The sequence below is a fragment of the Porticoccus sp. genome, assembly GCF_965660005.1.
Lineage (GTDB): Bacteria > Pseudomonadota > Gammaproteobacteria > Pseudomonadales > Porticoccaceae > Porticoccus.
Window position 1 is genome coordinate 1 of sequence record NZ_CBFHYF010000026.1, and the last position, 25,246, is coordinate 25,246.

Annotated in this window: 27 protein-coding genes, 1 tRNA gene and 1 pseudogene; 10 read left to right on the forward strand and 19 right to left on the reverse strand. The window is 54.8% G+C overall.

What is annotated here, in order from left to right:
• Positions 1 to 93 precede the first annotated feature (93 nt).
• On the reverse strand, positions 94 to 1,179 hold the full coding sequence (locus ACTF5G_RS06845; RefSeq protein WP_438952079.1) for an ATP-binding protein: 1,086 nt from the start codon (positions 1,177 to 1,179) through the stop codon (positions 94 to 96).
• A gap of 10 nt (positions 1,180 to 1,189) precedes the next feature.
• The gene (locus ACTF5G_RS06850; RefSeq protein ID WP_438952080.1) at positions 1,190 to 3,487 is read right to left on the reverse strand and encodes an ATPase, T2SS/T4P/T4SS family; all 2,298 of its coding nucleotides are present in this window, start codon (positions 3,485 to 3,487) and stop codon (positions 1,190 to 1,192) included.
• Between the two features lie 88 nt (positions 3,488 to 3,575).
• Here ACTF5G_RS06850 and ACTF5G_RS06855 point away from each other — a divergent pair, with 88 nt between their 5' ends.
• Positions 3,576 to 4,292: a class I SAM-dependent methyltransferase gene (locus ACTF5G_RS06855; RefSeq protein ID WP_438952081.1), complete on the forward strand. Its 717-nt coding sequence runs from the start codon at positions 3,576 to 3,578 to the stop codon at positions 4,290 to 4,292.
• Between the two features lie 8 nt (positions 4,293 to 4,300).
• On the opposite strand, the gene ACTF5G_RS06860 is transcribed toward ACTF5G_RS06855, so the two are convergent.
• From ACTF5G_RS06860 to ACTF5G_RS06885, 6 genes and pseudogenes are all read right to left on the reverse strand, one after another.
• A complete protein-coding gene (locus ACTF5G_RS06860) occupies positions 4,301 to 5,206 on the reverse strand; it encodes a ribose-phosphate diphosphokinase (protein WP_438952082.1) in 906 nt (301 codons plus the stop codon).
• Positions 5,203 to 6,708 (reverse strand): thymidine phosphorylase family protein, encoded by a 1,506-nt coding sequence (locus ACTF5G_RS06865; RefSeq protein ID WP_438952083.1) that lies wholly within the window; start codon positions 6,706 to 6,708, stop codon positions 5,203 to 5,205. The genes ACTF5G_RS06860 and ACTF5G_RS06865 overlap by 4 nt, the downstream gene beginning before the upstream one ends.
• 270 nt (positions 6,709 to 6,978) lie before the next feature.
• Positions 6,979 to 7,635 (reverse strand): annotated as a pseudogene (locus ACTF5G_RS06870) (HvfX family Cu-binding RiPP maturation protein).
• 99 nt (positions 7,636 to 7,734) lie between these two features.
• Positions 7,735 to 8,052 carry an HvfA family oxazolone/thioamide-modified RiPP metallophore gene (locus ACTF5G_RS06875; RefSeq protein ID WP_438952084.1) on the reverse strand — a complete coding sequence of 106 codons (318 nt, stop codon included), beginning with the start codon at positions 8,050 to 8,052 and terminating at the stop codon, positions 7,735 to 7,737.
• A gap of 273 nt (positions 8,053 to 8,325) precedes the next feature.
• Positions 8,326 to 8,556, reverse strand: coding sequence for a zf-HC2 domain-containing protein (locus tag ACTF5G_RS06880; RefSeq protein WP_438952085.1), 231 nt, complete (start codon positions 8,554 to 8,556; stop codon positions 8,326 to 8,328).
• Positions 8,550 to 9,158, reverse strand: coding sequence for an RNA polymerase sigma factor (locus ACTF5G_RS06885; protein ID WP_438952086.1), 609 nt, complete (start codon positions 9,156 to 9,158; stop codon positions 8,550 to 8,552). Before ACTF5G_RS06885 ends, ACTF5G_RS06880 begins: the two co-directional genes overlap by 7 nt.
• Before the next feature lie 328 nt (positions 9,159 to 9,486).
• On the opposite strand from ACTF5G_RS06885, the gene ACTF5G_RS06890 reads away from it, so the two are divergent.
• Genes ACTF5G_RS06890 through ACTF5G_RS06905 form a run of 4 tightly spaced genes read left to right on the forward strand, consistent with a single transcriptional unit; the run spans position 9,487 to position 12,005 of the window.
• Positions 9,487 to 10,326, forward strand: coding sequence for an SDR family NAD(P)-dependent oxidoreductase (locus tag ACTF5G_RS06890; RefSeq protein ID WP_438952087.1), 840 nt, complete (start codon positions 9,487 to 9,489; stop codon positions 10,324 to 10,326).
• A gap of 30 nt (positions 10,327 to 10,356) precedes the next feature.
• Complete coding sequence (locus tag ACTF5G_RS06895) at positions 10,357 to 10,521, forward strand: DUF2256 domain-containing protein (RefSeq protein ID WP_438952088.1); 165 nt, start codon at positions 10,357 to 10,359, stop codon at positions 10,519 to 10,521.
• A gap of 19 nt (positions 10,522 to 10,540) precedes the next feature.
• Positions 10,541 to 10,957, forward strand: coding sequence for a DUF3429 domain-containing protein (locus ACTF5G_RS06900; protein ID WP_438952089.1), 417 nt, complete (start codon positions 10,541 to 10,543; stop codon positions 10,955 to 10,957).
• A 19-nt stretch (positions 10,958 to 10,976) separates the two neighbouring features.
• On the forward strand, positions 10,977 to 12,005 hold the full coding sequence (locus ACTF5G_RS06905; RefSeq protein WP_438952090.1) for an NAD(P)/FAD-dependent oxidoreductase: 1,029 nt from the start codon (positions 10,977 to 10,979) through the stop codon (positions 12,003 to 12,005).
• A 73-nt stretch (positions 12,006 to 12,078) separates the two neighbouring features.
• Here the strand turns inward: ACTF5G_RS06905 and ACTF5G_RS06910 are convergent, their stop codons facing one another.
• Both ACTF5G_RS06910 and ACTF5G_RS06915 read right to left on the reverse strand, forming a co-directional pair.
• Positions 12,079 to 13,431, reverse strand: coding sequence for an ATP-binding protein (locus ACTF5G_RS06910; RefSeq protein ID WP_438952091.1), 1,353 nt, complete (start codon positions 13,429 to 13,431; stop codon positions 12,079 to 12,081).
• A gap of 9 nt (positions 13,432 to 13,440) precedes the next feature.
• Complete coding sequence (locus ACTF5G_RS06915) at positions 13,441 to 14,046, reverse strand: response regulator transcription factor (protein WP_438952092.1); 606 nt, start codon at positions 14,044 to 14,046, stop codon at positions 13,441 to 13,443.
• A gap of 32 nt (positions 14,047 to 14,078) precedes the next feature.
• On the opposite strand from ACTF5G_RS06915, the gene ACTF5G_RS06920 reads away from it, so the two are divergent.
• Both ACTF5G_RS06920 and ACTF5G_RS06925 read left to right on the forward strand, forming a co-directional pair.
• On the forward strand, positions 14,079 to 14,495 hold the full coding sequence (locus tag ACTF5G_RS06920) for a hypothetical protein (protein ID WP_438952093.1): 417 nt from the start codon (positions 14,079 to 14,081) through the stop codon (positions 14,493 to 14,495).
• Between the two features lie 126 nt (positions 14,496 to 14,621).
• Positions 14,622 to 15,083: a hypothetical protein gene (locus tag ACTF5G_RS06925; protein WP_438952094.1), complete on the forward strand. Its 462-nt coding sequence runs from the start codon at positions 14,622 to 14,624 to the stop codon at positions 15,081 to 15,083.
• Positions 15,084 to 15,142: 59 nt separating this feature from the next.
• Here ACTF5G_RS06925 and ACTF5G_RS06930 read toward each other — a convergent pair whose 3' ends face one another.
• The 6 genes from ACTF5G_RS06930 to rpsU all read right to left on the reverse strand — a co-directional run bounded on the left by ACTF5G_RS06930 (position 15,143) and on the right by rpsU (position 21,348).
• Complete coding sequence (locus ACTF5G_RS06930) at positions 15,143 to 16,021, reverse strand: mechanosensitive ion channel domain-containing protein (RefSeq protein WP_438952095.1); 879 nt, start codon at positions 16,019 to 16,021, stop codon at positions 15,143 to 15,145.
• A gap of 428 nt (positions 16,022 to 16,449) precedes the next feature.
• A tRNA-Ile gene (locus ACTF5G_RS06935) sits at positions 16,450 to 16,526 on the reverse strand.
• Between the two features lie 91 nt (positions 16,527 to 16,617).
• Complete coding sequence (gene rpoD / locus ACTF5G_RS06940; RefSeq protein ID WP_438952096.1) at positions 16,618 to 18,435, reverse strand: RNA polymerase sigma factor RpoD; 1,818 nt, start codon at positions 18,433 to 18,435, stop codon at positions 16,618 to 16,620.
• Positions 18,436 to 18,543: 108 nt separating this feature from the next.
• Positions 18,544 to 20,457, reverse strand: coding sequence for a DNA primase (gene dnaG / locus ACTF5G_RS06945; protein WP_438952097.1), 1,914 nt, complete (start codon positions 20,455 to 20,457; stop codon positions 18,544 to 18,546).
• 144 nt (positions 20,458 to 20,601) lie between these two features.
• Entirely contained in the window at positions 20,602 to 21,051 is a 450-nt protein-coding gene (locus tag ACTF5G_RS06950) for a GatB/YqeY domain-containing protein (protein WP_438952104.1), read from the reverse strand.
• Between the two features lie 81 nt (positions 21,052 to 21,132).
• Positions 21,133 to 21,348 (reverse strand): 30S ribosomal protein S21, encoded by a 216-nt coding sequence (gene rpsU / locus ACTF5G_RS06955; protein WP_036859726.1) that lies wholly within the window; start codon positions 21,346 to 21,348, stop codon positions 21,133 to 21,135.
• Positions 21,349 to 21,543: 195 nt separating this feature from the next.
• Between rpsU and tsaD the strand changes: the two genes are divergently transcribed.
• From tsaD to folK, 3 genes are read left to right on the forward strand one after another with little or no spacing between them, the layout of a single operon-like run.
• Complete coding sequence (tsaD, locus tag ACTF5G_RS06960) at positions 21,544 to 22,581, forward strand: tRNA (adenosine(37)-N6)-threonylcarbamoyltransferase complex transferase subunit TsaD (RefSeq protein ID WP_438952098.1); 1,038 nt, start codon at positions 21,544 to 21,546, stop codon at positions 22,579 to 22,581.
• A 5-nt stretch (positions 22,582 to 22,586) separates the two neighbouring features.
• A complete protein-coding gene (gene folB / locus ACTF5G_RS06965) occupies positions 22,587 to 22,943 on the forward strand; it encodes a dihydroneopterin aldolase (protein WP_438952099.1) in 357 nt (118 codons plus the stop codon).
• Positions 22,943 to 23,494: a 2-amino-4-hydroxy-6-hydroxymethyldihydropteridine diphosphokinase gene (gene folK / locus ACTF5G_RS06970; protein ID WP_438952100.1), complete on the forward strand. Its 552-nt coding sequence runs from the start codon at positions 22,943 to 22,945 to the stop codon at positions 23,492 to 23,494. Before folB ends, folK begins: the two co-directional genes overlap by 1 nt.
• Positions 23,495 to 23,516: 22 nt before the next feature.
• Here the strand turns inward: folK and ACTF5G_RS06975 are convergent, their stop codons facing one another.
• The 3 genes from ACTF5G_RS06975 to ACTF5G_RS06985 form a co-directional block, all read right to left on the reverse strand.
• Positions 23,517 to 23,837: a TraR/DksA family transcriptional regulator gene (locus tag ACTF5G_RS06975; protein WP_438952101.1), complete on the reverse strand. Its 321-nt coding sequence runs from the start codon at positions 23,835 to 23,837 to the stop codon at positions 23,517 to 23,519.
• Positions 23,838 to 23,907: 70 nt separating this feature from the next.
• Positions 23,908 to 24,345, reverse strand: coding sequence for an Hsp20/alpha crystallin family protein (locus ACTF5G_RS06980; RefSeq protein ID WP_438952102.1), 438 nt, complete (start codon positions 24,343 to 24,345; stop codon positions 23,908 to 23,910).
• 166 nt (positions 24,346 to 24,511) lie between these two features.
• On the reverse strand, positions 24,512 to 25,246 hold a 735-nt coding region (locus ACTF5G_RS06985), incomplete at its 5' end, for a pteridine reductase (protein ID WP_438952103.1).

Genomic DNA, 25,246 nt, shown 5'->3' on the forward strand with positions numbered 1-25,246 from the left:
CTGATACTGTTGCTTTCGGGTACCGGCGACAGTGGTTTCCGATATCTGGACTTATGAAGGCGGTTTGAGTCGCTGTCCTCTATTCTGGGGGGTTTATAGTAACCGCCGCTGCTCAAATACCGCTTGCCAGTGTGCTCCTTCCTTAACCACCACTTCGGTTTCAAAATAGTGCTTCATGCGCCGCCGGTCGTCTTTGTTATCTTTCAGGGCTGCTCCGATCAGGAAGTGCACCAGATCGCCCATCTCCATCTTGCCGTTGCGATAGTAGTAGGCGTGGACCCCCATGGCGTGGGCCACAGACACGGCCTCTGCGGTAGACATTACGGTGGCCGCAAGTCGGTCGGTACTGCGGCCATCCAGCGTCTGCCCGTTGCGCAGTTCGTGGAAAATCGTCGTCAGTACTTCTATGATCTGGGCATCGGGCTTCACACCGACACCGGACAGGCGAATCAGTTTTTCCGACTCACTGGCGACCACCTCGATTTCGTCCCGCAGTTCACGAATGGGTGGTATGGTCTCGAAGTTCATGCGACGTTTGAGGGCCGCGCTCATGGCATTGACGCCTTTATCCAGGGAGTTGGACGTGGCGATGATATTAAAACCCTCCCGGGCGAAAAGTACGCCGTTTTCGCGCCCGAGTTCAGGCACCAGGATCTGTCTCTCTGACATGATCGACAGCATGGCATCCTGAATGTGCTGTGGGCAGCGGGCAATCTCTTCGAAACGCACCAACTGGCCATCCATCATGCCCTGATAAACGGGGCTGGGTATCAGCGCCTCGATTGTGGGCCCAGTGCTCTTCAATAAGGCTTCGTTCCAGCTGTAGAGCAGTTGGCTGACATCGGTAATGGCACCGCCCTGAATGGTCAGTGTGGATTGGCCGGAGATGGCGCTGGCCAATAATTCCGACAACCAGGACTTGGCGGTGCCCGGTTCGCCGATAAGCATCGCTCCACGGTTAGTGGCGAGACTGATAATAATCCGTGTCACCAATTCCCGTTGGGCGACAAATTTTCGTGGAATGCCCAGCTTGTCATCACCGAGAATAAACTTCTCCACGGCAAACGGAGACAGCTTCCAGCCCGGTGGTGCCGGGCCAGGATCCCAGTCGGCCAGCCGTTCCAGCTCGTCCCGGTAGAGGTTTTCGGCGCTGGGCCGCTGTATGGCTTTATCATTCATGATCAATGTCTCAGGAGGGTTTTTCCCATTGCCAGCGAGCTTCAGGCGCCATCCGCTCGGCCGGGAGAATACGGGGTAATTCAGAGAGCGGAATATTGCCCTGGATGACGTGGTCCAGTGCGCTGTCGCGCATGGTCACCAGTCCGCAATCCAGCGCCAGTTTGCGCAGCTCTCCCACCGGGATGTGGCGGGCGATGGCATTGCGCAGTTCGGGGTTGATGTGCAGGTATTCCACAACCCCCATGCGGCCGTGAGTACCGCTGTCATTACACTGTTCGCAACCCTTGCCGATAAACGAGCGGAAGCTGTGGGGTGTGCCATCGGGAAACACTTCCTGAAGAATCGCCTTATCCGGTTCCGCCGGAACCCGGCAGTTGAGGCAAATACGTTTTGCCAGCCGTTGGGCGATTACAGCCAGCAGTTCGCTGGCCAGTGAGTTTGGGTGAACGCCCAGGTCATAGAGCCGCTGCATGGCATCGACGGCATCGTTGCAGTGCAATGTAGATAGCACCACATGACCGGTTTGAGAGGCCCGCATGGCCTCGACAGCGGTTTCATTGTCCCGGATTTCACCCACCAGGATCACATCCGGGTCCTGGCGGACGAAGGAGCGCATGGCATCGGCAAAATTGAAGCCGATCTCGGGCCTTACCCGGGTTTGCTGGATATTTTTAATGGAGTATTCGATAGGGTCTTCCACGGTAATCACTTTCCGGGTGCCGTCATCGGCCAATAACTGCAGCCCGGCATACAGTGTTGTGCTTTTGCCCGATCCGGTGGGGCCAACCACCAGTACCAGGCCCGCGGGATTGCGTAGTAGCCGTCGGTAGTTGTCGGCAATTATGCTGGACAGCCCCAGTTTATCAATGCTGATCAGCTCGGAATTCTGAGGCAACAGGCGGATGACCACATGTTCGGCGTGAAGAGAGGGTTGCATCTGAATCCGCAAATCGAACAGGGCATCGCCTACCCGCAGGCGTGAGCGACCACCCTGGGGAAGGCGGCGCTCCGCAATGTTCAGGTCGGCGCGCAGCTTGATCACGTTGATCAGCCCGCGCAATTCACCGGGACTGATATCGTAGTGAGGCAGGTCGCGCAATTCACCATCGACCCGCAAGCGGATTCTCACGGTGCGATGGTACTGCTCAATGTGCAGATCACTGGCGCGCTCGGCCACGGCATCCAGCAACATGGCTTCAAACAATGAGATCAGGTGAGCACCCACCTCCGGCTTGGCGTTGCCCAGCAGATCCTGATCTTTCTCGGCAAGGATTTTTTCCTCATAGTCGGGGAGCGCTGTCGTATGGGCCTGCACAGAAAGGTCAGTGGCAGACCAGAGACGTCTGAAATCCGTCGGTGTGACCAGGATTTTTACCAGTTTGCGGCGAGGGAAGACCTGCTGAATTTCATCCATCGACGCATCCGGATCACTGGTGGCAACCCTGAGAGTGTCGTGGTCGGCAAACAGCGGGATCAGTCGATGGTGATCGAGGAAGGCTTGAGAGAACCGGTTGAAAATCGCGGGATCCAGTCGCCTGAGTAAAATTTCGACATTGCCAAGCTCGAGATTGTAGCGTTTGGCCAGGGACCGGTATAACGCCATATCATCTACATTAATCAATTGCCGGACTTCGTCGATAATCAGGCTGTTATTGGCTTTTGCACGAATTCTCGCTTCGTTGAGAATTTCCCGGTTGACGATGCCGAGCTCGATCAGGGTCTGGTCGCTTTTGCAGTCAAAGCTAACCAATCCCTGTTCGATACGGTGGGTTTTCTGCTGTTCATCCTGAGCATACTTTACCAGTCGCAACAACGTCGATTCTGTTCGTTCAACGCACACCAGTTGGCCACCGGGGGCTAGTTGGTGGAGTAACGTCGAGAGGCTCTTGAGGTTGGGGGTGGTGACCATGATGATGTCGAAGGGGGCAAACTGTGGGGCGCCCTCTGCACCTTCGCCATTGAGCACAATGACATTTTTCAGTTTCAGTCGGTTGATTTTTTCCATTGCGGCATCTGCAAGGGAGGCAATTTTCTCGATCCCGACGACCCTGTTGGCGATTTTCGCCAGCACCGCGCAGGGGTAACCAAGCCCTGCCCCTACATGCAGTACTCCGGGATGGTCCGGTAACGTCAGTACACTGAAGATCTGTTTCAATGTCTCGGAGGTGGGAATGCTTTTTCCCGCTACCAGCGATCCATCCTCGCAGCTGATAAAGTGCTGTCGATCAACTGCCTCGAGGGCGGCTTCGAAACGTGGATCAATTTTCCGGTTGGCGTGGTTGTACTGTTGGGTGGTGGATATTTTCATAATGTCTTCTCTAACCACGACAGTGACAAAATCAGAAGGTCGGGGAGCTCTGTCGGGGCACGATTATTCAAGCATTAAAAGTAGCATTTTGCCGCGCTTGATAACAGTGCCTGGTGCCAGGTGCATCGAAGGGTTTACCGGTGGTCTGGTCTGGTTTAGTCTGCCGTTCATGCCTTTCGAGAAGAAGTATAAAATCCAGCTGACTGACAGCACGTTTCGTCGTATGGATGAGTCACCTGATGAGCAGTTTTACCGTATTGCGCGGTTTACCAGCCATATTGATGCCGGTGCGATTGACCGGGTGACCGGGCTGTATCGAGAATATCTGTCTGCCGGAATGGCAGTACTGGATCTGATGAGCAGCTGGCTCAGTCACTTGCCCGAAGAGATGGAATTCAGTCGTGTGGTAGGACTGGGCATGAACGACCGGGAGATGACGCGCAATCAACAGCTCGATCAATGGGTGGTGCAGAATCTGAACCAGGAACCCTCACTGCCGTTTATCGACGGTGAGTTTGATGCGGGATTGATCTGTGTCTCGATTGACTACCTGACGGATCCCGTCTCAGTATTGCGTGATCTGGGCCGGGCGCTCAGGCCCGACGCACCGTTGGTTATCACCTACTCAAACCGCTTTTTTGAATCAAAAGCGACTGCTGCCTGGTTGTATCTGAACGATGAGCAGCGTGCCTATCTGATCAAGACTTTTCTTGAAGAAGCGGGTTGCTACCGGGACATTGAAATGATGGATCGCAGCCCCCCGTCCGGCGACCCGTTGTTTGCCGTTGTTGCCAGAGTGGCCTGACCGATTCATTATCCGGCAGCCAGATATTCCTGCATGGCAGGCACCAGCAGGGTAGTCACATCAATCCGGTTGGTGACATGGGGAATGGTGTTGCAGGTGGCCAGTTCCGTCAGGCCGGACTGCATCAGCAGCACATCGACGCTATCGGCAAATATGCCGTGTATCGCCGCGCATTTTACCCGGGTGATACCCTGTTGCCGCAGTGCCTGAAGACACTTCAGGATGGTTTGACCACTAGAAATGACATCGTCAATGATCACCGCTGTTCGATCCCGGTAACCCGAAACATCGGGCAGCGTGACTAGCACATCGCGGTCGCCGTGCCGTTGCTTTTCTCCGATCACATAGGGGTGACCACTGGCCGTGGCCACCCGGGAGACCCACTGCTCGCTCTCGCTGTCAGGTCCTATCAGCAACAACGAGGCCTGATTGGTCAGCCATTCGGTGAGCGCTACTGTGCCTTCAATCCTGGTAGTGGGGACGGTGTAGATGTCGGCAAGCGAATGGTAGCGATGCAAGTGAGGATCCACCGTCACCAGCCAGTCGATATGGCTTGACAGCATGCGGGCAAACAAGCGTGAGGTGACCGCTTCGCCGTCATGAAAACGGCAGTCCTGACGCATGTAGCAGAGGTAGGGGGCTACCAGTCCAATCGAGCTTGCGCCCAGTTCACGCAGCGTTTCCAGCAGAAAGGTCAGCGGAAGGTATTTGCCATTGGGATTAGCCAGATTGGCCACCACAATGCAGTGACATCCGATCACTGGAGTGACAACTTTGAGATAGGTTTCCCCGTCCGGAAACAGACGAGTCTCGAGTATCCCCTCAGCTCCTGCCAGATCATGGCACAGGGGTGCCAGCAGGGGGTGATTATCGAGGGAGAATAGCAGTGGTGGTTGTTTGTCGGGATGGTTCATGATGGATCACCAATACTGAAAACAGGGCCATTATCCCGATAAAAAGCAAGCGCATAGTCCCGCTCTCCCTTGCTCTCCGAAAACAGGGTAAAAAGTGGCTGTCCTTTTGCCACAGGCTCCCCAAGGTAGGCCGCCAGGCGAAGCCCCGCTGCCGGATCTGTGGGCGCTCCGGCCAGTTTTGCCACTCTGGCCAGTCTGCGATTGTCGATTGCCGTGATGACACCATCCTGATTGGCCTCCTCGATGTGTTGGTAACGGGCATCGGGCAGCGTTTTCAGGCCACCCTGGGCACGGGTAATGCGCTGGAATTGCCGCCAAGCCTGCCCGCTATCCAGTATGTCGGTGGCTTGGTGGATACAGGCCTCAACACCTTTACTCTCGGCCATGTCCAGCAGGTTGGCGGCGAGGAACAGGGAGCGCTCCCGTAAATCCCTAGGCGCGTTCGCCTCACATTGCAGGACGGATAAAATATCCCGGGCTTCTTCAACCGGTCCTATGCCATAGCCGATTGGTGCGCTGCCATCCGTAATTAGGCAGCGCAGTTGAATTCCGCAGGCCGCCCCCACTAGCGTGAACATGGATGCCAGTCTTTTGGCTTCTTCCTGGCTTCTGATTTTGGCTGTTGTGCCAACGGGAATATCGATCACTGCATGGGTTGAGCCCGCTGCTATTTTTTTGGATAACACCGATGCGATCATCTGGCCCTCGCCATCCAGGTCCAGTGCCCGTTCCACCCGGATCAGCAGATCATCAACCGGACTCAGGTTGACGCCACCGCCCCACACCAGACAGGCATCGGTTGCGCCGACCACGTGACGGATTTCTTCCAGCTTCAGGTTGACGTTGGTCAGGGTATCCATGGTGTCTGCGGTGCCCGATGGCGAGGTGATTGCCCGGGATGACGTTTTCGGAATAATCAGCCCCGCTGAACTGACAATCGAAACCAGAATGGGTGTGGTGCGATTGCCCGGCAGTCCGCCAATACAATGCTTGTCGAATATCCGTAGGCGGCCCGGCCACTCGAGTCGCTTGCCGCAATCCACCATCGCTTTGGTGAGGCTGATGATCTCGTCAACATCCAGTCTGTTGCCTGCGCAGGCGCTGAGAAAGCTGGCGATGGCAATGTCGGTGTAATGATGACCGCTGATGTCCGTGATGATATTTTTAATATCGGACTCACTGAGCTTGTGACCGTATATTTTCTTGCGGACCAGGCTCAGCGAGTTCAGCAGTGGTGCATTATGGATCATGACCCTGTCGCCGCTTTTGATCTTCAGGTCGCGTATGGCAACTTTGGAGAGCCCGGCATAACCCTCGGGCAGAATGTGGTTGTCCACCACGTTCAAGGTGGCAATCAGCGAGAGACCGTTGCTTTTCAGTGTCAGGCGACTGCTGGCGGAGAAGCCTTCCGACTGGCAAACCGGCGAATCCTTGCGCATGTACACAACGGATTCCTGGTGGGTATCGATACCCATATCGACCACTTTGACAACATGATCCATCTCCATACACAACTCCTGCCGAACAGTGACCATCAACGTCTGATACCGGGATTATTTTGTTACCGGGACTATCTTGTTACCGGGACTATTCTAGGGCCTGTTCGCAGTAATTTGTTACCCGAACAGACATTTTCCTGACCGGCCTCGATCAGGATTGGTTGAACAGTCTGATGGTGAGGGGCAGCCTGTGGGGTTTGTCGGGTGTTTGCTGTCAGAGTCGAGCAGGTAATGTGCAATGTAGCGGCGAAGATTTGTCCCGTACACTCCATATCAGTCTGTGTGATTGAGCCATCGGCGGCCTATCCAGTAGTCCGCACTGCAGTAGCGGCCTCCGCCCGTAAAAAAGAGTGACAGCAGCATGATGAAATAGGTGGCGGCAAACTCGATGCCATTATTCAGAATGACGATATTGCCCTTGCCGGTTAACCAGGAGTAGTTGCCATGCTCCCTGAGCAGGCTCCGGGCGGCTGACAAGCGTTCCCCCACTGCTGCACTGTTTGTGAGGCTCTGCTCTGCTGCCGGAATACCGATGATGGCCAGAGGGCGGGCCATACTGGTGGACGAGTCCGAGGGGGCTATGGCAAACCAGCCGTTGTCCCAGTGAACCGCGAAGGCAGCTACCAGCATGGTAACCATCAGCGGAACAGCAATCAGGCGTGTCCCCAGCCCCACCAGCAGCAGGAATCCGCCAACCAGCTCTGTGGTGGTGGCCACACCTGCCATCAACTAGGGGAGTGGCAGCCCCAGCCCCCAATCCGGGTTGCCCATCCAGCTGACGGTGCTCTCGAAGGCGAGCAGTTTGGTCAGGCCCGCTGTGATGAAAACCGGTGCCAGGAAAAAGCGCAGCAACAACGGGGCTAGAAAATCGGCTTGTCGGGTTGTATTGAACCACCGGTGAATGCGATGAATAAATGGAGTTCCGTTCATAATGTCTTGCCAATGTGATTGACTATCAGGAAGGAAAGCAAGGAAGGGTGGCCGGTTGGCCACCCTCCCGAGGTGTAAAATCAACCGGGTGTCGGCGAATTATTGTCCGCCACATTTCCCCTCACCACATTTGCCTTCTTCAGATTTCGGGGCAGCTTTCTCTTCACCACACTTGCCTTCACCGCACTTGCCTTCTTCAGACTTGGGGGCAGTTTTTCCCTCACCGCATTTTCCTTCACCACACTTACCTTCTGTGGGTTTGTCGTCGGCATGTTTGCCCGCAAGCTGATAGCCATTGCCGAGATCGGTGGCGGCGAAAGGGTTATCGGCCATGCTGGCCATGGGCAGAATCAGGCTGGTGGAGATGAAAGCCATGCCAATCGTCGATTTGAAAGTGTTTTTCGTTGTTTGCTTCATGGTCAGTTCCTTGCTTGGTTTATGAAAGTCTCCGCATTGAGATGCGGTCGGGTATTTTTTGTTACATGCAATAACACTTTTTGATGACTTATTTTTCAGTGGATAACGGGAGTGATTGCCGACTTGATCTGTTCAAGCACCTTTGCCACAGGGGTGGAGAACGCAACAAGGGTATTCGGCTATCTGTTTAACAGATGCTGTTGTGAGGAATTTGTTACAGGTACAGGCAGAATTTGTGTTGCTGCCGGGCAGGAAGGTGTTTTGATAACGATCTTAGAGGTTGTCCCGGGAATGAATACAGTTCATTACTTTGTCCACTTCTGCCTCGGTGGCCTTAATGTGCATAAAAGGGATGGCCTCGATCAGCCAGCGCAGCTGTTTGATATAGCGGCGGCAGTGCCGGCAGAGCAGCAGATGAAACCTGATGGCAATGCGGGCTGAAAGACTCAAATCGCCTTCGAGCAATTGGTCCGCATGATTGACAATTTCGCGGCAACTCAGCACTCGCCAGTCTCCTCATAATGATCCACAAGCTTGAACAATTGTGTTCTCGCACGGTGCAGGAGCACTCGTGCATTGGATGCAGAGACAGTGAGTTCGTTACAGATTTCATCGAAAGGCAGCCCACTGGTATCCCGCATTTCGAGAATGCATCGCTGATTGGCGGGCATTGCCGCCAACAGTTTTTCCAGGCATTCGGCCAAGTGCGCACCAGTCAACAGATTTTCGGGAGAGTCTGTATGCCAAGGGGCGGGCGGGTGTTGCCAGTGACCCCGGCCGGTAAATCTTTGCGTCAGGCAGTCTTCGGGATTCTGGTCTTCGCTGCCCTGATCGCTGAATAACCATTCTCGCTTTCGCTGACGTAACTGCATTTTTGCCTCATTGATGACAATGCTGCCCAGCCAGGTACGGATTCGGGATTTGCTTTCAAAGGTGCCAATGGCCTGATAGGCTTTCAGCCAGGCATTTTGTACCACTTCCTCGGCTTCACTGATGCCGACGATGGCGACTGCGAGGGCGATTAGGGCGCGGTGGTGATCGCGAACCAGTTCCGCAAAAAGTGCCGTGTCGCCGGATTTCAGTTGTGCCAGCTGGTCTGTTTCCAAGGGGTTAGGGGCCTCATCAATTTTTCTGTCCGATGCAGTATGGCCAGACAGATTTCCACCTCCGCCAAGACTAGACCATAGTCAGTGACAAAAACCATTGATTTGCTATAAAAAACTCGCTCCTGGCGGTTTACAGGGTCAGATTGAACCGATTGGCTCATCCCGGCGTACACTCACCTATTAAAAAAGGACCAACCGATGAGTCTACTTCCTGAACTGACGGCTGAAAGATTGCCCTGCCGGGGCTGTATGCGAGATTGCCCGTATTTTTCTGTCTGTGATGGCAAGCCCTGGCGCATGCCGGTCGATCGGCAGGTGTGTCTAGCCGGTGTTGGCAAGGATCTTCTACCTGCTGTTTTGCCGGGAATGGGTAAAAGCGATCACAGCGAGGCATCTGGATCGTGACAGCACAAACAAGGGTGGAGAAGCAGGGTTGGCCGAGATGAGCGCAAAGGCGCTGGTGATTGGTGCCTCCAGCGGTATTGCTCAGCGTTTGGTCCACCGGCTGAGCGGGGATCAGCGCATTGAGAGGATCTATGCCATCAGTCGACAGCCCACCGAAACTGTTTTGCCGGAACAGGTACGTTGGTTGACCTGCGATTATTCCGAGACGGATATCGCCGCGACTGCAGCGCTGCTCAGTGACGAGCCCGGTGAATTCTCCCGGGTATTCATCTGTAACGGTATGCTGCACGAGGGCGACAGCATTCGCCCCGAAAAGCGCCTCGAAGATATTGACTTGTTCAGTATCGAATCGGTGTTCAGGGTCAATACCTTCACCCCCCTGTTGTGGTTGAAGCATCTGGTGGGACCGTTGCGCAGTGGGCAGACCTGCACCCTGACGCTTTTTAGCGCCCGGGTGGGCAGTATCAGCGACAATAAGCTGGGTGGCTGGTACAGCTATCGCGCCTCCAAGGCGGCCCTCAACATGCTGGTTCAGACCGCGTCAATCGAATACGCCCGGCGAGCAAAAAACGTTCAGCTGGTGGCGTTTCATCCCGGCACCACCGACACGGCACTGTCCAGACCTTTCCAGGGCAATGTGCCGGCAGACAAGCTGTTTCCCCCGGATTTTGTGGCGGCGCAGTTGCTGTCGATCATTGAAAATATGGCTCCGGTCGGCCATGCGCTCTACCTCGACTGGCAGGGCAGGGAGATTCCCTGGTGAGCCGTTCGCTGGAGCAGACGGGGTGACAGCATGCCCGGAAAAGCTGATCTGCCCGAAAAAATCTGTGTCGTCTGTCAGCGGGTTTTCCATTGGCGGAAAAAGTGGCAGCGCGTCTGGCAGGATGTGAAATATTGTTCTGAGCGATGTCGACGCAGTCGAGGCAAAAGCATTGGAGAAATAACCGTTGAACAGTAGCACGACAGGTAAACAGGCCGTGGCTGCAATACTCACCTACAGTGGTGTGCTGCCCTTTCTGTTTTCCCCCTGCTATCGGCTTTTTTCTGGAAACAGCACGCTGTTTGGACTTGATTTGCAAATTCTGCTGATGGCTTACGGCGCGGTGATTGTGGCTTTTATTGCCGGTATTCACTGGGGTATTTTTTTGTTCAGGCAATCTTCGCTGAACCTGTTCCTGCACAGCAATGTTATTGCCTTGCTGGCCTGGCTCTCTCTACTGTCGACCCTTTTATGTGGTGTGATGCTATTGGTCTTCTGTTTTCTCTACCTGCTGTGCATTGATACCGTTCTGGTCAGGCAGCAATTGCTTGAATCCTGGTTTTACCGGCTCAGGGTTCACGCCAGTGCACTGGCCCTGCTATCGCTGCTCAGTTACGCAGTGATAGCTCTGTGATACCGGGAGAAGACTTGAGATGATACCTGCTGCAACCGGGCTTCCCCGTCTGGCGATTATCGGGGCCGGTCTGTCCGGGTTGACCCTGGCGGACGAACTGGATGGCGCTGCCGAGGTAACGGTTTTTGACAAATCCCCGCGTGTCGGCGGGCGGATCGCGACCCGCGCCATGGAGGGCTTTCAGTTTGATTACGGTGCGCAGTTCCTCACCGCCCGTTCAGCGGCTTTTCAAAACTACCTGAAACCGCTGATGGCCGCCGGTCAGGTGGTCGAATGGCGTCCACGGGTCATTACCCTGGGTGGTGATCGAAAACCCTACCGGCGCGACTGGTTTGAACCCCATTACGTGGCGGTTCCCGGCATGAACACCCTGTGTCAGCTTGCCGCCGAGGGCAAAAATCTGGTGCTTGATACAGCGATCGAATCACTGGAAAAAACCCCTTCCGGGTGGTTTTTGCGGGACCGGAACGATGCCTGTCACGGCCCTTTTGACTGGGCCGTCTGTACGGTGCCAGCGCCACAGGCAGCGGCGTTTCTGCCGTCATCTTTTTCCGGTTATGGACAGGTGGCCAATACGGTAATGCTCGGCTGTTACAGCCTGTTACTGGGCTTCGCTGAACCACTGGACATGCTTTGGCAGGCGGCAGTGGTGAAGAATTCCCCGATCGGTTGGCTGGCGTTCGAGCCATCCCGCCCCGGTCGCGCTGACAACGGTGGGCTGCTGGTGCAGTCAAGCAATGTCTGGGCAGAGCAACATCTGGAGGACGACTCCCGGGAAGTTCAGCGAGTCCTGTGGCAGGAACTGGAAAGGCTCGTCGCTAAAACGCTGCCGGAACCGCAGTATTCACGACTGCATCGCTGGCGCTATGCCAATACCGTTGTACCAACCCCTACTAAAGTGCTATCTGAAACATCGCCGGAAGTGGAGTGTCTGGTGGATCCGGGGTTGCAGCTGGGCGTCTGTGGCGACTGGCTGAGGGGTGGCAGGGTGGAGTCCGCCTACCTGAGTGGATTGGCGCTGGCGGCTGAGTTGAAACAGCAGTTCTGATCCCGGCTGTGGTTGAACCAGTCCCTCGGCAGTATCCGTCAACTTTCAACTTTCAACTTTCAACTTTCAACTTTCAACTTTCAGCAGCCAGGCAGGGCAGGGATACGGTTGCTAGCAGGCCTCCGATCGGTGACGGTTTCAGTTGTAACTGACCGCCATACAGCTGGACCAGCTCACTGACGATGGCGAGCCCCAGTCCCGACCCCGAGCGCTGCTCGTCCAGACGGCTGCCGCGCTGCAATGCTTCTTTTCGGCGCTGAGCAGACATCCCGGGCCCGTCGTCCATAATGCCGAGCTGCAGGTTGCCAGCGTCGTTTTGAATATCTATTACCACCCTCGATTCGGCCCAACGCAGTGCATTTTTCAGCAGATTGCCGACAATCTCCTGCAGGTCCTGGGCATCGATCTGCAACTGCAACGGTGGTATGGTAGGTTTTTGAAAGGCGATATTCTGCCGTTCGGCCAATCGTGAGATGCCATTGAAGACAGGTTCAAGCGCCACCGACAGGGTCACTCTGGGACGCAGTACCACAGGGCCGGCAGCAGAAGCTCTGGCCAGATGGTGCCGCACAGCGTCGTTCAACCGTTTAAGCTCGGACGCCATGACATCGCGCTGTCCGGCAGGTAATTGTTGTATTGTCGTCATCATCACACTGACGGGCGTTTTGATGGCATGGGCCAGGTTGCCCGCAGCGGTGCGGGCACGGGACATCATCTGTCGATCCCGTTCCAGCACGGTATTGATGGTGGTTGCGAGATTGTCCAGCTCCTCGGAGAGATCCGTGTCGAGTCGCTCACAGTCACCCCTTTCGACGGCCTGGAGATTAGTGCGGATACGTCGCAGTGGTTCCAGCCCCCAGTGCAGCTGCCACCAGATGCCCAACAATAACAATATCCCGAGGGTTACTAACGAGAGCCAGAGCAGTTGCTCAAAGCGGGTCAGTTCGGCATCCACTTCGCTGAGGTCGGCTGCCACGGCAACGTGCAGGGTGACCGGCAGCCTTGGTAGCCGTATATCCCGTTCCAGCTTGCGCAGGGTTTCTCCGTTTGGGCCGAGAATCGTAGAGAAGTGCAGTTGCGTGCTTGCTGTCAGTGGCAGACGCTGATCCCAGAGGGAACGAGAGGTCAGAACCCGGGAAGCATCGTCGGAAATCTGCCAATACCAGCCGGAGAACACCTGGTCAAAGCGGGCATCACCGAGACGCTGGTTGAGGGCCAGTGTGTCGGATTGCCGGTCGTATTCAATACCGGCCAGAACCACGTTCAGCAGGGACTCCAGACGTTCATTGAATGCGGTATTCACGGCTTCGCGAAGGTTGTAGGAGAGTAGCAGGCGCGCTACCGGTATGACGAGCATCACCAGAATCAGTGAGGTGGCCAGCAGGCGGCAAGCGATCGGCAATGTGCGCAGGAAGTGTCGGATCATGGGGCTATATCATGGGTTTGCGGAGTGGTCCGGCAAACAGTAGCCCTGTCCCCGCACAGTGTCGATTACGTTGCTGGCCAGTTTCTTCCGCAACCGGCTTATCTGTACGTCAATGACATTGGAATCCGGTTCCTGATCCTGATCATAAACATGTTCCGACAGTTCTGTTCGGCTCACGACCCGGGGTGCTGCATGCATCAGGTAGGAAAGCAGGCGGAATTCCTGTGCGGATAATGATACGGGCATCCCCAGATAAGTGATTCGTCCGGTGTGGGTGTCCAGTGTCAGATCGCCCACGGCAATCACCGGGTGGGCATGGCCGTGACTGCGACGCACCAGTGCTCGCAGGCGGAATAATACCTCGGCCGTTTCAAATGGCTTGGTCACATAATCATCAGCACCAGCCGAAACCCCGGCGGCTTTGTCTGACCAGCGCTCTCTGGCAGTGAGAATCAGAACCGGCAGATCCATGCCGCGAGCGCGCCACCCTGCGAGCCACTGCACACCGTTACCATCGGGCAGACCGAGATCGAGAATGATCGCATCGTAGCACTCGGTACTGACCAGAAAATCGGCAGTTTTGCCGTCGGGCGCGATCTCGACCAGCACATCCACATTACGCAGGGCATTAGCGAGGGCTTCGGCAAGTGGTCGATCATCTTCAGCCAGCAGGACTTTCGCGGACGCGTCATCCCGCGAATATTGCTGCCTTCAATACCGATCAGCTCTATTTCGTAGATTCTCACCCCGTCCTCATTGTCCAGATCCACGTCGATGACCTGGCCATCATAACGCGTATTGAGACTGGTCAGGATCTCCTCAAGAGACTTGATCTTGCCAGCCCGAACCTCTTCGTGAAGCCGTCGCCAATCCTCATCGTCACCCCAGCAGGGACTGGTGAGCCCCAGCGCCAGAATGACGGCCAGCAAATAACGGCCCCTTTATCGCAGCGACCATTGCCGGTAATGGTCGGCGAAACACAGCCAACGCTGGCGGGAAGAATGCTGGTCAGCAGGATATTTCATGAAAGTCATTCTGCCAAAGACAACATGAATGAAGCATGAACGTATTGCTCAGAGTTCTGCAAGACGGGCTTTGTTACCTTATCCATCAAGCGGGTCAGGTCGTGTTCGGGGTCGTTTCCGGCTCTGTATCCGGCTCTTTTTTAATCAATCCATCGGGAGATTTACATGAAACAGATACTCACAACACTGACACTTGCGGCACTGGTTGCGACTCCTTTTGCGTATGCGGCTGACACAACGGACAGTGTCAATCAGGCGATCAAAGTCGGCTCGGATCATGGCATTACACACTTCACCAGTATTGAGTTTGAAGACAATGGCCGTCTCGAAATCGAGGGCTGGATCGACCGGGAGTGGCACGTGGAACTGGAAGTGCGTCTGGATGGTTCGGACATCGACCACGAAGAGCGGGAAAAACGTACCGGTGGCCCCTGGGGTATGGCACCCGATGAATTGTCAGGTTACGTTGAGGCAGCGTTTGAGGCAGGTGTGGCCGATATCGATGAAATAACAATTGATCGCAGAGATATGATCGAGATTGAAGGTGACGATGTGCACGGTCGCGATCTTGAGGTCTATTTTCAAAGAGGTAGCCGGGAACCTGTCCGGATCAGTCATGACGACTGATCCGGAGGCCTGTCTGAGACAAGGATGGTTGCTGTCAGGCCCGCCACGTGCGGGCCTTTTTATTCGTCACTGCCGGTTTTTTGCCGGGAAGACTTGCCGGAAAAGTCATTATTGGTAAACACCTCCGACAGAATGAGCTGCTCAAGATAGCTTCGCTGACCGGCCCTGGTGGGGATCCGGATCACCAGATGAATCTCCTCGGCCTCCGGCAGCTGGATGGTGACTCTCGGATCCACCGATGGCATTTCCATTCCGCGCCGTTCACCAATCTTGTTCATATGTCGCCGCACGGATTCAAGGTAGGGCTGACAGTGCCGGTTGGCTGCTGCCAGAAGGGCTTCCTGCGCAGCCCGCCAGTTATCTTCGCGCATAAATGGCACGGTAAAGACATGAAAATCATACCGCTCGGAAAAGGTTTCATTAATTACCGGTTCAGAGAGAAATATCGCGTTGGGTATGACGATCACATGGCCGGTCCGTTGGTGGACGCCGGCGCCGGGCCCCACCTCGAGAATAGTCGTGGTCAACAGGCTCTGATCAATCACGTCGCCCCGAAAATCCTTGACCTGAATCCGGTCGCCTATATTAAAGGACCCCGAACCACCCTTCAGCAGAGAGCCGGTAATACACAGAATCAGCTCCTTGGTAGCCACCACAAAAGCCACGGCGATGGCCAGAATCGAAAGTGCCAGAGTGCGTAGCTGATCGCCCCAGATAATCGCCAACCCCAGCAGGATCAGCAACAGAAATCCGTTGCGGGTATTGGCCAGCAGGCGACCCTTCAGCTCCGGAGCCTTTACTTTGTGACGAATGAAGCGAGCGGTGAGCGTCCTGAGGATGAGGACGACTACAAGCAGGATGGCGGTATTCACCATCAGGCCGGTTACGGTGTCTGGAATAGTAAAATTTGCGGCTATCTGTGTCAGCTGATCGAACATGGTTTAACTCTATAAAGTATAAAGAGTATAAAGGGGTCGGCATAAAGGGGTCGGTGACAACTGAGAATCATTCTTATTGCTTGTCCGGCCTGGATAGGATGAACAAAGCCATTATCCCGCTTACCGTGAGCTGTTTCCATCAATCTGGAAAAGTCACTGTTGCATGATGCTCAACGAGCTCTAGCGTTTTCAGTGTCCCTTGGGGGTGGTGATGCTTCGGGACAGATAGAAAGCGCATCTGGAAAAAGATTGAGTTGTGTGGGGCGAGTAAGGCCAGTGAAAGTTAAATGGGAATGATTCTCAGTTGTCACCGACCCCTTTATGCCGACCCCTTTATGCCTCAGTTGTCACCGATCCCTTTATGGTGGCATATGAGTAGCACAATAAAAAAAGGATTAGGCGATTATCACCTAACCCATTAATTTTATTGGTGGGCCTTGCTGGACTTGAACCAGCGACCAATCGATTATGAGTCGACTGCTCTAACCAACTGAGCTAAAGGCCCTTTGAGGGGGCGGGATGGCAATGTATTTATCATTGCCATCCATGGATGATGACTGACGGTCTGGAATGTCCCGACAGGTTATTGCAACGGGTTACTCGTCCAGGAAGCTGCGCAAATGATCGGAGCGAGTGGGGTGTCGCAGTTTTCGCAGCGCTTTGGCTTCGATCTGGCGGATTCGCTCGCGTGTCACATCAAATTGTTTGCCCACTTCTTCGAGGGTGTGATCGGTGTTCATGTCGATACCAAACCGCATCCGCAATACTTTGGCTTCCCGGGCGGTCAGGTTGTTGAGGACGTCGCGGGTGGATTCAGTGAGGCTTTCCGTGGTGGCGGAATCCACCGGGGACATGATATTGGTGTCCTCGATAAAATCCCCCAGGTGGGAGTCTTCGTCGTCGCCAATGGGGGTCTCCATGGAGATCGGTTCCTTGGCGATTTTCAACACCTTGCGGATTTTGTCCTCGGGCATCTCCATTCTTTCGCCCAGTTCTTCCGGTGTGGGTTCGCGGCCCATTTCCTGCAGCATTTGCCGGGAGATGCGATTGAGTTTGTTGATGGTTTCAATCATGTGCACCGGAATGCGAATGGTCCGTGCCTGATCGGCGATGGAGCGGGTGATGGCCTGCCTGATCCACCAGGTGGCATAGGTCGAGAATTTGTAGCCGCGGCGGTATTCAAATTTGTCCACCGCCTTCATCAGGCCAATATTGCCTTCCTGAATCAGGTCGAGGAACTGCAGGCCGCGGTTGGTGTATTTTTTGGCAATCGAAATCACCAGTCGCAGGTTGGCTTCCACCATTTCTTTTTTGGCGCGACGGGCCTTGGCCTCGCCGATTGACATGCGGCGGTTGATGTCCTTGATCTGGCTGATGGTCAGGCCGGTTTTTCCTTCCAGTTGCATCAGTCGGCGCTGTGAGCGCTGAACATCCGGTTCAATCACGGCGATGGCAGCGGCATAGATCTCTTTGCCTTTGGCCAGTTTGGTCGCCCAGGTTTCATCGGTTTCATGACCAAGAAACAGGCTGATGAAGTCAGTGCGAGGCATTTTCGCCTGGCGGACACAAAGTGCCATGATATTGCGCTCTTCCGCTCGAATCAGGCCCAGGGCTTCACGCACCGCTTCGGTCATGGGATCAAACTGACGGGGTGCCAGTTTCAGGAATTTAAAGTGTTCGCCCAGCGCAGACAGGTGCTGCTGGGTGGTTTTGTGAGCTACGCCATAACGACTGATTGCTTTTTTGGCCTTGTCGTTTAGCTGCCGAAGGGTGTCAAAACGTTCCTTGGCTTCGATGGGGTCGAGGCCGGTATCTTCTGCCTCGTCTTCGCTATCCTCTTCCTCCTCCTTGTTTTTGGCTGCTTCGGCCTGTGCGAGGGCGGAGGGAACGTGATCCATCGGATTCAGGTAGCCGATTAGCACATCGCTGAGTTTGCGCTCCTCGGTTTCAATCAGGTCGTATTCGGCGAGCAGGTGATCCACGGCGGCGGGCCATTCAGCCAGTGCCGCCATAAGTTCACGAACACCTTCTTCGATACGCTTGGCGATTTCGATTTCGCCTTCGCGGGTGAGCAGCTCTACCGAGCCCATTTCACGCATGTACATGCGAACCGGGTCGGTGGTGCGATGTTGTTCGGTCTCGACAGCCGCCAGCGCAGCCGCAGCTTCGGCCGCAGCGATTTCATCGGTGGTGGAGTCGCCGGAGGTGATCAGGAGTTGTTCGGCATCGGGCGCTGTTTCATAAACACTGATCCCCATGTCGTTGATCATCTGAATGATATCTTCTACCTGATCGGGATCGGAAATATCCTCAGGCAAATGGTCATTCACTTCGGCATAGGTCAAGTAGCCCTGTTCGCGTCCGCGGGCAATTAATTCCTTGATCCGGGATTGGTGCTTTGCGTTACCACTCATATACGATCTGCTGTCACGTTAGGGCAAAATAAGACGCAAGATTATACGGTAATAATCCTGCGTTGTCTTACCTGATTTTCGGTATGGCCGCAATTGGCCGGTTGTAGGTTACCTTGGTTTTGATTTCGCAAGAACTTGATTAAAAAGCATTTTTGTCTCATCTGTCCGTTGTTCCGATGGCAATTTCGACCAGGCGTTATTCAGCTGCTTGAGGTCGTGGTCATCGATGGCCTCCCGGGTTGCCAGAAACTGAATCACCTGCAGTGGTTCAAGTTGCAGAATCGATTGGCGAAGCAATTGATCCTGAATCTCCTGAAACTCCTTTTCGTTATCCCTAATACTGTTCGCCACGGGCCTGAGCAGGTCGGTGGCGGCAATTTTGGCCAGTCGATCTGCCTGGTCCGGGTCGTGCATGCCTCGCCAGTAGCCCAGTATATGATTGAGGCTGTACCCCGGGTTTTCAAGGATAAGTTCGACTAGCGGTACCAAAATGTCCAGTCCGTCGATATCGAGTTTGCGTAGCGTATCCAGATCCGTGACCAGTTTGACCAGCTCCGGGTGGTTGGTCAGCAGGGCAATCAGGGTATGCGCGGGTGGCATTTTGATGCGTTTTTGTTGGCCCGATTGAGGACTCTCGCCATCGAATGCAGGGGTATCCCCGTAAACAACGGGGTAGTCCCAATCCGGTTTTGGCGGCTGATACACCGGGCTGACGGGGGTTTCCTCCGGCTCCATGTAATCACCCAATGTGGCGATATCCAGACCAATTTTGTCGGCGACGGCTCTCAGCATCAATTCGCGGAAAACCCCCCGTGGCATGCGTTTAATCAGCGGGGCAGCCTGTTTCCACATCCTGGCTCGGTTATCGGGGCTGTCGGTATTGAGGCCGAGGGCCATGGTCTCCATGAGGAACTCGGAGATAGGGGTGGCCGACTGCACGGTTTCGAGGAATTTCTCCGGACCAATCTGTCTCACCATGGAATCGGGATCCTCGCCGCTCGGCAGAAACATGAACCGCGCGGAGCGCCCGTCAATCATCAACGGCAGGCAGGTGTCCAGTGCCCGACTGGCGGCACTGTTGCCAGCCGCGTCACCGTCAAAGCAGAACACCACTTCGGATGTGTAGCGAAACAGTTTTTCCAGGTGTTCTGTGGATGCAGAGGTGCCGAGTGTGGCAACCACATTGAAAATGCCGTGTTCAAAAAGCATGATTACGTCCATGTACCCTTCCACTACCAGCATGAAGGGGATATCACGCAGCGCCTTGTTTGCTTCATAAAGACCATAGAGTTCCCTGCCTTTGTGAAACAACGGCGTTTCCGGTGTATTCAGGTACTTGGGTTTTTCTTCTGTCAATACGCGGCCGCCAAAGCCGACGGTGCGGCCGCGAATATCCCGGATAGGAAACATGATGCGGTGGCGGAAGCGGTCGTAAACCTTGTGCTCTTCCACCTGATCGATGACCATGCCGCTCTCCTTGAGCAGTTTGATATCGTTATCCGTGTGGCCCATGCTGTTGAGCATATTGTCCCAGCCGGGCGGCGCAAAGCCGATGCCGAAATTGCGGGCAGTCTCCCCGGAAACACCACGGGACTTCAGGTAATAAACGGCCTCAAAGGCGAAGTGGTGATGGCGCAGCGAGCTGCGGAAAAAACGGTCCGCCTGCTCCAGTGTGTGATACAGCGCTTTGCGCCGCTCAGTGGCCGCATCACTCGGGCCGGCTTCGCGGGGAACCTCCAGACCTGCCTGTCTGGCGAGGGTTTCAACGGCTTCCGGAAAGGTGATTCTGTCAAAATCCATGACAAAGCCGATGGCGTTGCCGCCAGCGCCGCAACCAAAACAATAATAGAACTGTTTGTCCTGGCTAACGGTAAATGAAGGGGTTTTCTCATCGTGAAACGGACAGCGGGCGGAGTGATTTTTACCGGATTTTCGCAGGTCAACCCGACTGCCGACGACATCTACAATATCGACGCGATCCAGCAGGTCGTCGATAAAGGTTTGTGGTATTTTGCCGGCCATAGAAATATCAGTGGTCAGTTAATAAACACTGGCCTGCCCGGAGTGCATGAATTTTTTCAGTTGGCCGACCAGAATGAGTTATACAGCTTAGCGGCAATATCAATCTCTATCTAGAGCCTGTCCACACTAATTTGATGGTCCCTGCTAGCCCAGTCTTGCCTTGACCTGGCCGCTAACAGCACCGACATCCGCCCTGCCCTGGATGAGCGGTTTGAGTATTGCCATGACTTTTCCCATATCGCGCATTGAGTCAGCACCGCTTTCCTCCATCGCGGCAGTGATCATACTGGCCAGCTCTGCGTCGCTGAGTGGGGCGGGGAGAAATGACTGAATAACCTCGATTTCTGCCTGTTCTTTCTCGGCCAGTTCCGGACGATTGGCATTTTCATACTGGTCGATGGAATCACGGCGCTGTTTTACCATTTTATCTAGTACCGCAAGTACTCTGGCATCGTCCAGCTCGATGCGCTCGTCCACTTCGATGCGTTTCAATTCTGACAGAATCAGCCGAATCGCGCCCAACTGCTCCTTGGCTTTGGCGCGCATAGCACCCTTCATTGCCTCGGTAATCCGATTTTTCAGGGTATGGCTCATGATCTGTTCCTCAAACGCAAAAAGCGCCGACATTGCGGCGCTTGATGGATAGCTGTTCTGTTCTGACCAATCGGGATCGAATTAGTACAGGCGCTGGAATTTCTTCGTTTCGCGTGATTGCTTTTTGGCGTGGCGTTTCACAGCTGCTGCTGCCTTGCGCTTGCGCTCCCAGGTGGGCTTTTCAAAAAATTCACGACGGCGAACTTCTGCCAGCACACCAGCTTTTTCACATGAGCGTTTGAAGCGGCGCAGAGCCACATCAAAGGGCTCGTTTTCTTTAATTCGAACGAAGGGCATGTATCCTCTATCCTGTTCTGTTCATTGAGTCGTGTTGTTCCTGCTCGCAGGTGCAACGTTCAAGGGCGCGTATTCTATACACTTCCAGCGGTGGTTGCAAAACTTTATCTGGCTATTGGTGGGCCAGGCTAACTGCATGAATTGGGGGTTGTTTTGGCGTATGATTACCCGCTTCCAATCAGGGGGTAATCGGCGGTGCGAGTACTGGGAATAGAAACATCCTGCGATGAAACCGGTGTCGCTGTATACGACAGTCATCGCGGTCTGTTGACCCATATTCTGCACAGCCAGGTAGCTGTTCACGCAGAATACGGTGGTGTTGTTCCCGAGCTGGCTTCCCGCGACCATGTGCGCAAGCTGTTGCCATTGATCAGACAGGTGATGGCGGAGGCCGACTTGTCGGCCGAAGACATTGATGGCGTGGCCTATACGGCAGGTCCCGGGCTGATCGGCGCTCTGATGGTGGGCGCGAGCCTGGGCCGCGCACTGGCGTACGCCTGGCAGGTGCCAGCCATCGGTGTGCATCACATGGAGGGTCATTTGCTGGCCCCGATGCTGGAAAAAAGTCCCCCTGATTTTCCGTTTGTGGCACTGCTGGTATCCGGTGGTCATACTCAATTAATCGAGGTACAGGCGATTGGTCAGTACCGGATTCTCGGTGAATCGGTGGATGATGCGGCAGGTGAAGCCTTTGACAAGGCGGCCAAAATGCTCGACCTGGATTATCCGGGGGGACCGGAAATCGCCAGGCTTGCCCTGCAGGGTGATGTGACACGGTTTCATTTCCCCCGACCGATGACGGATCGTCCCGGGCTGAACTTCAGTTTCTCTGGACTGAAAACCTATACCCTGAATACCATTGCCGAGTATCGCGGCGACGATGTGTTGCCGGATCAGCAGACCATGGCTGATATCGCCTGCGCTTTTCAGGAGGCCGTGGTGGATACACTGGCAATAAAATGTCGCAGGGCGCTGGAGCAGACCGGACTGACTGCACTGGTGATTGCCGGGGGCGTTTCGGCCAATAGCCGTCTACGGGAAAAACTGGGTGCCAGTCTTGCCAAAGTGAACGGTCGGGTTTTCTATGCCCGCCACGAATTTTGCACCGATAACGGCGCCATGATTGCCTATGCCGGCTGCTGCCGGCTGCTGGCAGGGCAACAGGAGGACCTGGCCATTCGCACGCTGCCGCGCTGGCCAATGGATACTCTGCCCGCGCTGGCTGTGGGGTGACAGGGATGGATATTGTCTATATCCGTGGTCTGCGCATAGCCACTGTCATTGGCGTCTACGACTGGGAGCGGCAGGTGCGCCAGATCGTCAGCCTTGATCTGGAGATGGGCGCTAATATCAGCAGGGCGGCCGAGTCTGACGATATTGAATACGCCCTGAATTACAAGGCCGTAGCAGATCGGCTGACGGCGTTCATCAGCGGCAGTGAATTTCTGCTGCTGGAAACCATGGCGGAGCAGGTAGCGACGATTGTGCGCACGGAATTTTCGGTGCCCTGGTTGCGCTTGCGTATTGGCAAGCCAGACGCCATTGCCGATGCAGAGGATGTGGGTGTTTTGATTGAGCGGGGCATTCGCAGCTGATGCCCGCACAGGTCTATCTCAGCCTTGGTAGCAATATTGATCGGGATCGACATATCCTGGTGGCACTGGATGTGTTGGCCGAGCAGTTTGGTGTACTGAAAATTTCTTCTGTCTATGAAAGTGAGTCAGTGGGGTTTGTTGGCGATAATTTCTACAACCTGGTGGTCGGGCTCACAACCGATCTGAGTGTCGGCGAGCTGTCCGCTTATCTGAAAGCGCTGGAGTATCGCCATGGCCGCCGCCTGGATTGTGCACGTTTCAGCAGCAGAACCCTGGATATCGATATTCTCACCTATGCAGATCTCACCGGCAGCGTAGACGGGGGCACACTGCCACGTGGTGAAATTCTGGAAAACGCCTTTGTCCTCCGGCCCTTGGCGGAACTGGCCCCTGATGTGAGGCATCCGTTACTCAACGTTTGTTATGAAACACTTTGGCGCGACTATTATGACCGGTATGACCCACGAGGCCAGATCCTCTGGCCGGTGTCCTTTTGCTGGCGAGGTGCCGAGCTTTCGCAGTTATGGGATAACGGCGCAAAAGTTTTCTGATTAACTCGAACTACTTGCCGGTTCAGGCCGCACAGTTGATGCAGAGATTGGTGTAGGGAACCGCCTGGAGTCGCTGCAGGGCAATTTCTCCGCCACATTGGCTGCACAGGTTATAGGTGCCGGATTCGATACGCTCAATAGCCCGGTTGACCAGTGACAGTTCCTGTTTCGCCTCATTGCCCAGGGCTTCAACCACTTCATCGTTCTCCCGTTCCTGGGCCTGTTCTGCCCAGTCCCTGGAATGAGATTGGGTGATGTCGGCCTTGAGGCTGGATAAGCGGTCTGCGAGCTCTGTTCGACGGGTGGTCAGTTGTTGTCTGATGGCTTCAAGTTCAGGGGTCATAAGGGGCCTTGTGATAAACCGTGACCGAACGTTGGAGAGGCTCGGTCACGGGGTTGAAAGGAAATCTATTTTACTTGATCTTGATGCGCTTTTGTTCCGGCTCCGTTTTGGCCAGTTTTGGCGCAGTCAGTTTGAGTACCCCGTCCTTGAAGGAAGCCTTGATGTCCTCCTCGTGCATATCGCCTCCGAGGTCAAAACTGCGCACATATCTGCCATAGCGGCGTTCCTGGCGAATGACCTTGCCCTCTTTTTCTTCCTTTTTTTCCTGGGTAGTTTCTGCCTCCAGACGTAGCACACCGTTTTCCAGGGTGATCTTGATATCCTCTTTTTTGATACCGGGCATTTCTGCCGTGATTTCGTAGTGATCGCTCTTGTCCAGGATATCTACCCGGGGTGAAAAGAATGAGCCGGGTGTATCCACTTCACTGCTGCGTGCCGGTGCCCAGAAGTCCTCAAAAAAACGATCCATGTCGAAGAAACTCCCTCTCGTTCTTGGTATTAGTGACATGATGCACCTCCATTAATGATGCGTTTTTTAAGGTTCGAACAGCGCCCGGAAAGCATAGTTCACATTTGTGCTTTCAACCATCTGTTAGACAAGTTGGGATCTGTATTCAGCGTTTTCAAGACGTAAAAGGGCTATGGGTTGATGTTTGTTTGATCTGTATCAAGGGTTAGATGTTGAGGTGGCTACCGCCGTCTACTGCAATAATCTGTCCGGTGATATAGTTGGCGCCAGTGGCCAGAAAGAGGGCCATGTCTGCAATATCACGGGGGTGGCCAATCCGTTGTAAAGGCACACTCTGGGTGACCTGCTGTTTGACTGTTTCGCTCATCTGTTCATCGTGGTTTGGCCAGAGAATGACTCCGGGGGCAATCCCGTTGACACGCATCTCGGGTGCCAAATCCCGGGCCAATGCCTTGGTCATCATGGCGTTGCCGGCCTTGGCAATGCAGTAGATGCTATAACCCGCCAGCGGGCTGCGAGCATAAATATCGGCAATATTGATAATGCTGCCGCGCTGTTTACGAAGTGACTTGACGAGGCTTTGGCAGAGGAAAAAAGCCCCCTTCAGGTTGCTGTCCATCAACTGGTGCCACTGCTGTTCAGACGCCTCTTCAAACGGTGTCGGAAAAAACCCGGAGGCATTATTCACCAGCACATCGACGCGATCCTGCCAGGCCATCACCTCGGCTGCCAGTTTGTGAATGGCATTGCTGTCACCCAGGGCCGCCGAAAAAACGGCGGCCGAGTTCCTGCGCTGGGCGTTTAACCTGTCGGCCAGAGTCTGGGCCTCCCCGGTTGAGCGGTGGCAGTGAAGCGCCACGTCAAATCCTGCACGGTGAAAAGTGCATGCGATTTCAGCACCAATGCGCCGTGCTGCGCCGGTTACCAGAACAACCCGGTT